The organism is Clostridium sartagoforme AAU1 (genome assembly GCF_000401215.1).
Classification (GTDB): Bacteria; Bacillota; Clostridia; order Clostridiales; family Clostridiaceae; genus Clostridium; species Clostridium sartagoforme.
In genome coordinates this window covers 1-8490 of sequence record NZ_ASRV01000012.1, presented here as the reverse complement: position 1 = coordinate 8490, position 8490 = coordinate 1, and the positions used below count along the sequence as shown (strand labels likewise).

The following is an 8490-nucleotide window of genomic DNA, read 5'->3' as shown; positions in this document are numbered from 1 at the left end:
GGAAAAAACTCCTTTCGGAGTTTATAAAATATTGATAATGGAGAAATTTGTTTTTGAATTTATATTTTAAATGGTCTTCTCAGAAATGGTCAATAGATTTATAATTAGAGCATATTAACCGATATGGTCAATGGAGGCTGTTATGAATATTAAATTCTTTAATTTACCAATAGATAAACAGCAAAAGATATTAAATGCTGCCTATAAAGTTTTTTCAGAAAACAATTATAAAAAGGCTTCAATGTCTGAAATTGCAAATGAGGGTGGAATATCAAAGTCATTACTGTTTCATTATTTTACCAATAAAAAAGAATTATATATGTATTTATGGAATCACTCTATAGAAATAACAAGGGAAGCTACTTCAAAATATAGTGTCTTAGATACGGAGGATTTTTTTGAAATGTTATATAGGGCATTATCGGCTAAGTGTTCACTTATGAAAAAATATCCTCACATATATGCATTTTCCCTTAATGCCTATTATGAGCAGTTAGCAGATATTGCGGACTCCATTCAGAAAAGTTTTGCAGATGCAACTTTGGATAGTGAAATTAAAGTATTTGAAAAAATAGACACTTCTGTTTTTCGTTCAGATATAGACTTAAAACTTATGTATAAAGAGATAATGTACTCTGTTGATGGATTTATGCTTAATAAGTATCGTTCTCAAAATATAGTTGTTGATGAAATTGAAAAGGAAATGAAATTACTAATAGAATTTTGGAAAAAAATATATATGCACAATGAACAAGAGAAATAAAAGATAAAAAGTATTTTACCAATAGTGATAATCCCAATAAGGTTAATTTTGAAATTACAAGGTTTATTTATGAAAGGATAGGCTGATTAATATGATAATAAAAGAATATGGAAATGAAAACAAAGAAACTATAATGCTACTTTATGGTGGTGGATTGTCATGGTGGAATTATAAATATGAAATTGAATATTTAAAAAACAATTTTCATATTATTATTCCAATTTTAGATGGACATTCAGGAAGTGATGCAGAATTTATATCTATTGAAGAAAATGCAAGTCGGATTATTGAATATATTGATGAACATTGTAGTGGACATATTCTAATGATGGGAGGGCTTTCTTTGGGTGGACAAATACTTATTGAAATATTATCTCAGAAAAGTGATATTTGTGACTATGCCATTATAGAAAGTGCTTTAACAATACCAATGAAAGTTACTAATAAAATGGTGGATTTTTCTTTTTCTATGTTCTATGGTCTAATTTCAAAAAAGTGGTTTTCAAAGTTGCAATTCAATTCTTTAAAAATTAGAAAAGATTTGTTTAATGAATACTATTATGATAGTTGTAATATTAATAAGGAAAGTCTAATTGCTTTTATGAAAGCTAATACTAAGTATGAGATTAAAAGTACTCTTAAAAATACTTCTGCCAAAGTACTAATATTAGTTGGTGGAAAAGAAAGAGCAATAATGAAAGCTTCAGCTAGAAAAACACAAGAGATAATTAAAGGAAGTAAATTAGAAATATTAGATGGGTATTATCATGGGGAACTAAGCATCAATCACCCAGAGCAATATGTAGAGAAATTAGAAAATCTTATTTTCACCACATCCATCTTAGGCGAATAGAAATATATTAGTCTCATAATCAATATATTATTGGGGTTTCATTTTTTATATTAATAGTTATTTTAAACCAGTACTTAAATTGCCCCCTAACAACTAGTTGTTGTTAGGGTTAATTATTAAAGGAAATTAGAATTTATCTAAACAGTTATTTCAATTTGATTATCTTCAATACCAATAATGCAGCTTTCATAATAGCCATCTCCAGTAGTTCTTGGACCACTTATAACTTCATAACCATCACTTTTTAATTTAGAAGTTAATTCATTAACCTTTTCCATACTACCTACACTAAAAGCAATGTGAATATATCCAGTACGAGTTAAAGTTTTTTCTCCATTTTCCATTTGTGGTTTATTCATTATCTCTAATCTAGCACCATCATCAAAGGTTAAAAAATAAGACCTAAAATTAGTGTTTTTATTATGATAACAATCATTTGAAGTTGCCCCAAAATACTTAATAAAAAAGTCCTTTGCTTTTTCTAAGTCCTCTACATACATTGCAATATGTTCTATCTTCATAAATACCTCCATAAATTCAATTTATTTGTTATTTAATTATAGCATCCTTTTTAAAGACTTAAATAAGAATTTAGAATTTAGAATTTAGGAGTAACCTCCAAAATCTATGAATAATTTTCATAATTCCGAATCTAATGAGGAATTATTACATTTAGTATATAAGGGGATAGATATTATATTCTGGCGACTTGGAGCTTGCGACGGAGCAAAGAATATAATATCTATCCCTTTTTTGTTCTATAAAAGAAATAAGAAAATAAATATAGTAGTAAGAAATTAAATATAGTTTATGGGGGAATAATGAAACTTAAGTTTGACTTTAATTTTTTATTACTTGAATTTAGGGATTTATATTATATTTTAGAAAAAATAAGAAAAGAGACTGATTTAAAGGTAATATGCTCAAGGCTAATTAAGGTATTTAAGGAAATAATTATAACAATCCACTTAAATAATAAATTATTTTATAATAGTGAAAATTCACTTGTAGAAAATATCGAATATTTATCTAGAAAAGATATAATTCCATATGAGCTTATGAAATATATAATAAATTATTTAGAAAATTTATATTATATAAGAGATATATTGAATGATGACAATGTGGATATATCAAAAAAATTAGAGTATAAGGATTTATTAAAGGATGAAAAAGTAATTTATAGAGTATGCGTATGGCTTGTAATAAACTGCGGTGAGGAGGATTATTCTCTTTTCTATGATAAGCTAAGTGAAGCTGAAAAAAATGTTTTTAATGAATATTTAAATTATGATGAAAGAGATGAAAATAATTATTCCACAGATTTGTTAAATTCTATAAATGGAATTGAGTACCAAAAGGAAATTGAAGAAGATGAAGAAGATGATGAAATAAATTCAGCAGAAGAATATTTACTAGCAGGAGAATTATATTATTTAGGTAAGAATGTTGAGAAAGACTATTGCAAAGCTAAGGAATACTTTGAAAAAGCAGCAGAAGAAGGTAGCGAATATGCAGAAAGTTATTTAGGACTTTTTTATGAAAAGGGGTATGGCGGAGAAAAGGATATAGAACAGGCCTTATATTGGTATAAGAAGGCTGCCTTAAAAGGAAATTCATTCTCACAATATTCTCTGGGATATATGTATTTTGCAGGAGAAGAAGTAGAAAGGAATTTAGAATATTCTTTTAAGTGGTACAAAGAAGCAGCAGAAAGTGGTTTTGCTCCAGCACAATATGCACTGTCTTATCTTTATAAGAATGGGGAAGGCTGTGAGCAAAGTAATTTCAAAGCATATTATTGGTTAGAGGAATCAGCGGAAAACGATTTTGAAGATGCTTATTATATTTTAGGACAATCCTATCTAGAAGGTAATAATATAGAAACTAATTATAAAAAAGCATTTTTTTATTTGTCTAAGGGAGCAGAAAAAAATGATATTAGTTGCTTAGAAAGTCTAGGGGACATGTATTATTGGGGATTATATGTAGATGAGGATAAGGAAAAAGCATTTGCATTATATGATAAAAGTATAGAAGAAGGTAACACAAGTCTTTACTATAAAGTTGGAAAATTATATGAAGAAGAAAATAAATTTGAAATGGCATTATTAAATTATTTAAAAGGACATAATAATGGAGATTTGAAGTCTACTCAAAGACTTGGAATAATGTATTACAATGGAGAAATAGTTGAAATAGATAAAAGAAAAGCATTAACTTATATGAAGTTAGCTACAGAAAGTGAAGATCCACACTCACTTTATGTTATAGGTATAGCATATCTAAAGGATGACAGAAAAAAAGGAATAAAATATTTAAAATTGGCTTATGATAAAGGTTCTTATAATGCAGCAGAGGCTCTTGCAAGCGAATACTTACTAGATTTAGTAAATGAAAAGAAAATAAATGAAGATGAATTGTTAGAATATATAACTACAGCTAAAGAACATGAAATGGTAGAAGCAATATATTACTATGGATTACTTCATGTTTATGGAGCATGTGTAGAAAAAAACAATGAAAAAGCCTTTAAATACTTTTTAGAAGCAGCTGAAAAGGGATCTGAAAAGGCAATGATAAAGCTTGGGCATTGGTACAAACATGGAATATTCGTTAAAGCAAATTCAAGAGAAGCAATAGAATGGTATAAAAATGCAGCAGAAAATTATAATACAGAAGCTTTATTAAATATAATAGAGATTCATGAAAAAGGAATAGGAATAGATAAAAATTATAAAAAAGCTTTAGAGGGAGCATATCTTTTAAAGGAAATTAATATTGTTGAAGGAAACTTGAAATTAGCATATTATTATTTAAAGGGAATAGGTGTACAGGCATCTAAAGAAGAGGCGGGTAAATATATAGAAGAATTATTAATATTAGATGAAGGAAAAGCTTTGAATTTTTAGGAGAGCTAGCAGAAGAAAATTTGTTTGATAAAAAAGAAGAGGATGCAGTAGAGTATTATTTAAAGGCTATTTCCCTAGGTGAAACTAAAGCATATTCAAATTTAGAATATTATTTATATAAAAGAGGAAGAAGCATAGATGAGTTTGAAAATTTAGAGAAAACTATAGAAAAAATAAATTATAAACTTGATAGAGGAAAGAGTATTTTCATAGAGGGAAAAAATAAAATAGAGCAAGGTAAAAGAGATAATAACTACAGTTTAATAAAAGAAGGAATTAAGCAGTTAAAGAAAAGTGTACATTTAGGATTCTATGATGCTATAAAAGATATAATAGATTATTATGAAAATGAGGAAAAAACTAAAAGTAACTTAATTGAATTGTTTAAATATAAGCAAAAGTCAGTTTATTATGGAATAAGCAATTAAAGAGAATGAAGAGACTTTATCAGAATTTTAATATAAATTCTGATAAAGTCTCTTATATATCTTATAAAAAGGAATTTCATGAAGTTTTCATAAGATACTTAGAAATTTTAATAAAATATTGATTATTAATTTATTATGTTAAGCATATGTAGCATTAATGCCAATATATAATTGGTCCTTGGCCAGTTACAGATGGGCTTCCTACATTAGAACTTCATCGTAACTTACCAATAGAAGTTCAAGCAAAGCATTTAATAGCTTTAGGTAATATAAATGACATAATAATATCAAATTGTTATCCTACAGAAGAAGAAATGAAAAAGCTAGGTACTATGAGAAAAGATATGGTAACCTTCGATGTTTATCTTGAAGAGTCTACCCCAGAAATAGAAAGAAAAATATTATTTGAAGAAAAGCACTTTAATCGTGGAGACTTTTCAGATAATTTAATTAGATCAACACAAAGCAGAGTTAAGTATAAAGGACATAAGTTTGAACTATTTAATGCACCAGAAATAATAAAAAGAGGTGATATAGTAATAGAGAGTAGTGAATATGGTCATTATGCTGGCGAACTTCAAATTGCATTAAGTGATATGAAAAATAGTGGAAAATCTAATGTTGTAGGACATATTAAAGAAGATGAAATATTTATTTTAGATTATATAAAACCATGGCAAAAATTCAACTTCAACTTAATCAAGTAATTGGAGGTTAATTTATGTATTTTTTAGGGATAGATGGTGGCGGTACTAAAACATGCTTCACATTAATAAATGAAAATGGAAAAGTTATTAATAGAGTTATAAAGGGAACTTGTCATCCAGCTCAAATAGGATTTACTAATCTAGAGATATTATTAACAGAAGGATTAGAAGCAATAATAAAGTCTAGTAATATTTCTAAAGAAGAAATTACAAAAAGTTATTTAGGATTAGCTGGCTATGGAATAGTAAAAGAAATTGCAGAAGGAATAGCACAGGTTGTTTCTAGAGTATTTAGTAAAATGGATTATATCTTAAATAATGATGTAAGAGTTGCAATAGCAGGTGCATTAGCAGGCGAGGATGGTATTAATGTTGTCGCTGGTACAGGTTCAATAGCATTAGCATTAAAAGATGAAAAAGTCTTAAGATGTGGTGGATGGGGCTACTCTATAGGTGATGAAGCTTCAGCATATTGGATAGGTAAAAAAGCATTAGCTTTATTTAGTAAACAAAGTGATGGAAGATTAGAAAAAGCACCATTATATGAAATATTTAAAAAGGAACTTGGATTAAAGACAGATTTTGAAATAGTTTCTTATGTAAATGAAAAATTAAAAGGTGATAGAGGTGAAATAGCAAAGCTTGCTAAATTATGCTCTGATGCTGCAAAATCAGGAGATGAGGGTGCAATAGCAATATTTAATGAAGCTGCTATAGAACTTTCACAAATGATAAGAACATTAGCAAAAAATTATGATGAAAATGTAGTAAAAGTATCATATACAGGCGGAGTATTCAAAAGTGGAGATTTAATTCTAAAACCATTAAGAGAAAACTTAAAAGGATGCAATATTGAGTTAGTAGAGCCACAGTTAGATCCAGATTTGGGTGCATGTTTGCTTGCATATATTAATTCAGGAAATAAGATTACTAAAGAAATGATAATAAAAATGAAAGAATGAGAAATTCAAAAAAATAATTTAGGTAATCTGAATTATAGGAAAAAATGAAGAAGTTATGTAAATAAAAAGAGAAATTCTTCCGAATTTCTCTTTTTATTTTTTAAAATTTCAAGGCATTTATTTCTTAATTCTTTCACTGAAATTTCAAATATTTATTTAAAATGAATTTTCATTTCTCCATTATTAATTACATAAAATCATAATCAACAGTGATTACACAATTGTATTGTGGATGTTCTTTTTTTATAGATGTCTTTATATCAGCTATCATTTTTTCTTGTTTTTTCTTATTTCCTGATTCTGAAGCTTCTAAGACTATATCAAATATCAAGTTTTTAACATCGCCTTCACCAACTATTCTAAAATCATGCATTGATTTTATTTCAGGATATTTTCTAAGAATTTTTTCAACGTAATCCCAAGTTTCTTTTATTTCATCTGTAAGAACACAAATTGGATCCATATGAATTACTAAATGTAAATTTAAATCCGCAGATATCTCTCGCTCAGCTTTATCTATTACGTTATGAATTTCCATTATATCTACATCAGCTGGAATTTCAGCATGTAATGAAGCTATAATTCTTCCAGGACCGTAGTTATGAACTATTAAATCATGAACTCCTGATATAAGTGGATAAGCTAATATTTTTTCACATAGTTCATTTACAAGTTCAGGATCTGGTGCTTCTCCAAGTAAGGGATTTAAAGTTTCTCTAACTAATCCAAAGCCAGCATATAAAATTGCTAGTGCAACAAATATACCAATATATCCATCTATAGGAAGACTTGTGAATTTAGCAAGTAAAAATGAGATTACAACTGTACTGGAAGTAAAAACATCACCTAAAGCATCTGTAGCAGCTGCTTTTAATGCAGAAGAATTAATTTTGTTTCCTATAAATCTATTAAAGGTTGAAAGCCATACTTTAAATCCAATTGAAATTAAAAGCAAGATAAATGGTATCAATTCAAAAGTTATAACTTCGGGATTCATAATTCTTTCAATAGAGGATTTAACAAATTGTACACCAACAAGCATTACCATGAAAGCAACTAAAAGCGCTGATAAATATTCTATTCTACCATGTCCAAATGGATGCTCCGCATCAGCAGGCTTGTTTGACATTTTGAAACCAATAATAGTAATTATAGATGAAGCAGCATCAGATAAATTATTAAAGGCATCTGCAGAAATCGCAATTGATCCAACTAGCATACCAACTGAAAATTTTATTACAAACAAAATAAAATTAATTATAATTCCAATAACTCCACCTAAAGTACCATAAGAATTACGTACCTTTGGATTTTTTGTATCTTCATCATTTTTAACAAATGACTTAACTAAAAAATTAGAAATCACAGTATCACTCCTATCTATATAATATTTTCCCAAGTAGTTATTTATATATTCAAACTTTTTTAGGAAACAGGTATAATAAGTAACAGGGAACAGGGAACAGGGAACAGGTAACAGGTAAACAGGTAACAAATAAAATATATAATTATTGATGTAATGTTCTTCGAGTTACTAAAAATAAATTAACTTTATATTCTTAAATTTAAAATATAAAACAGATTCATATTATTATATTTTAAATTTAACCTATTATTAATTGAAATATATAAGAATTATTATATACTAAAATTTACTAATTTCAATTACAATAAAATTTAAAAGAAGTTAAAGTTAAGTAGATTTAAGATATAAAAAAGGTATATTAAAATTTACTAAGTTCAATTATAATAAAAGTTATAAATAGATTTATTTTGCGAAACAATTTATATAGTTTACAGCACACAATTCACAGTTCACAGTTCTGGGAATAAAGTAACAGGTAATAGGTAACAGGTAACAGGGA

The 8490-nt window shown here is 27.3% G+C and carries 8 protein-coding genes and 1 pseudogene; 7 read left to right on the top strand and 2 right to left on the bottom strand.

What is annotated here, in order from left to right; genetic code table 11:
* Window positions 1–142 precede the first annotated feature (142 nt).
* Entirely contained in the window at window positions 143–763 is a 621-nt protein-coding gene (locus tag A500_RS00690; RefSeq protein ID WP_016205678.1) for a TetR/AcrR family transcriptional regulator, read from the top strand.
* A 91-nt stretch (window positions 764–854) separates the two neighbouring features.
* Window positions 855–1616: an alpha/beta fold hydrolase gene (locus tag A500_RS00685; RefSeq protein WP_016205677.1), complete on the top strand. Its 762-nt coding sequence runs from the start codon at window positions 855–857 to the stop codon at window positions 1614–1616.
* 137 nt (window positions 1617–1753) lie between these two features.
* Here A500_RS00685 and A500_RS00680 read toward each other — a convergent pair whose 3' ends face one another.
* Window positions 1754–2137 carry a VOC family protein gene (locus tag A500_RS00680; RefSeq protein ID WP_016205676.1) on the bottom strand — a complete coding sequence of 128 codons (384 nt, stop codon included), beginning with the start codon at window positions 2135–2137 and terminating at the stop codon, window positions 1754–1756.
* Between the two features lie 106 nt (window positions 2138–2243).
* On the opposite strand from A500_RS00680, the gene A500_RS20235 reads away from it, so the two are divergent.
* From A500_RS20235 to A500_RS00660, 5 genes and pseudogenes are all read left to right on the top strand, one after another.
* On the top strand, window positions 2244–2417 hold the full coding sequence (locus A500_RS20235) for a hypothetical protein (protein ID WP_157453591.1): 174 nt from the start codon (window positions 2244–2246) through the stop codon (window positions 2415–2417).
* A 20-nt stretch (window positions 2418–2437) separates the two neighbouring features.
* Entirely contained in the window at window positions 2438–4528 is a 2091-nt protein-coding gene (locus A500_RS00675; RefSeq protein WP_016205675.1) for a tetratricopeptide repeat protein, read from the top strand.
* 20 nt (window positions 4529–4548) lie between these two features.
* Window positions 4549–4956, top strand: a complete 408-nt coding sequence (locus A500_RS00670; protein ID WP_016205674.1) for a hypothetical protein — start codon at window positions 4549–4551, stop codon at window positions 4954–4956.
* A 173-nt stretch (window positions 4957–5129) separates the two neighbouring features.
* Window positions 5130–5663, top strand: a pseudogene (locus A500_RS00665) (phospho-sugar glycosidase domain-containing protein); the annotation flags it as partial.
* A gap of 14 nt (window positions 5664–5677) precedes the next feature.
* Complete coding sequence (locus tag A500_RS00660; protein WP_016205672.1) at window positions 5678–6625, top strand: N-acetylglucosamine kinase; 948 nt, start codon at window positions 5678–5680, stop codon at window positions 6623–6625.
* Between the two features lie 187 nt (window positions 6626–6812).
* On the opposite strand, the gene A500_RS00655 is transcribed toward A500_RS00660, so the two are convergent.
* Window positions 6813–7991: a cation diffusion facilitator family transporter gene (locus A500_RS00655; RefSeq protein ID WP_016205671.1), complete on the bottom strand. Its 1179-nt coding sequence runs from the start codon at window positions 7989–7991 to the stop codon at window positions 6813–6815.
* Window positions 7992–8490 lie beyond the last annotated feature (499 nt).

What these genes read in the sequence shown, in the direction of transcription:
- A500_RS20235 (WP_157453591.1), top strand. Translation starts at nt 2,244, where the DNA reads ATGAATAATTTTCATAATTCCGAATCTAATGAGGAATTATTACATTTA.
- A500_RS00660 (WP_016205672.1), top strand. Translation starts at nt 5,678, where the DNA reads ATGTATTTTTTAGGGATAGATGGTGGCGGTACTAAAACATGCTTCACA.
- A500_RS00675 (WP_016205675.1), top strand. Translation starts at nt 2,438, where the DNA reads ATGAAACTTAAGTTTGACTTTAATTTTTTATTACTTGAATTTAGGGAT.
- A500_RS00690 (WP_016205678.1), top strand. Translation starts at nt 143, where the DNA reads ATGAATATTAAATTCTTTAATTTACCAATAGATAAACAGCAAAAGATA.
- A500_RS00685 (WP_016205677.1), top strand. Translation starts at nt 855, where the DNA reads ATGATAATAAAAGAATATGGAAATGAAAACAAAGAAACTATAATGCTA.
- A500_RS00680 (WP_016205676.1), bottom strand. Translation starts at nt 2,137, where the DNA reads ATGAAGATAGAACATATTGCAATGTATGTAGAGGACTTAGAAAAAGCA.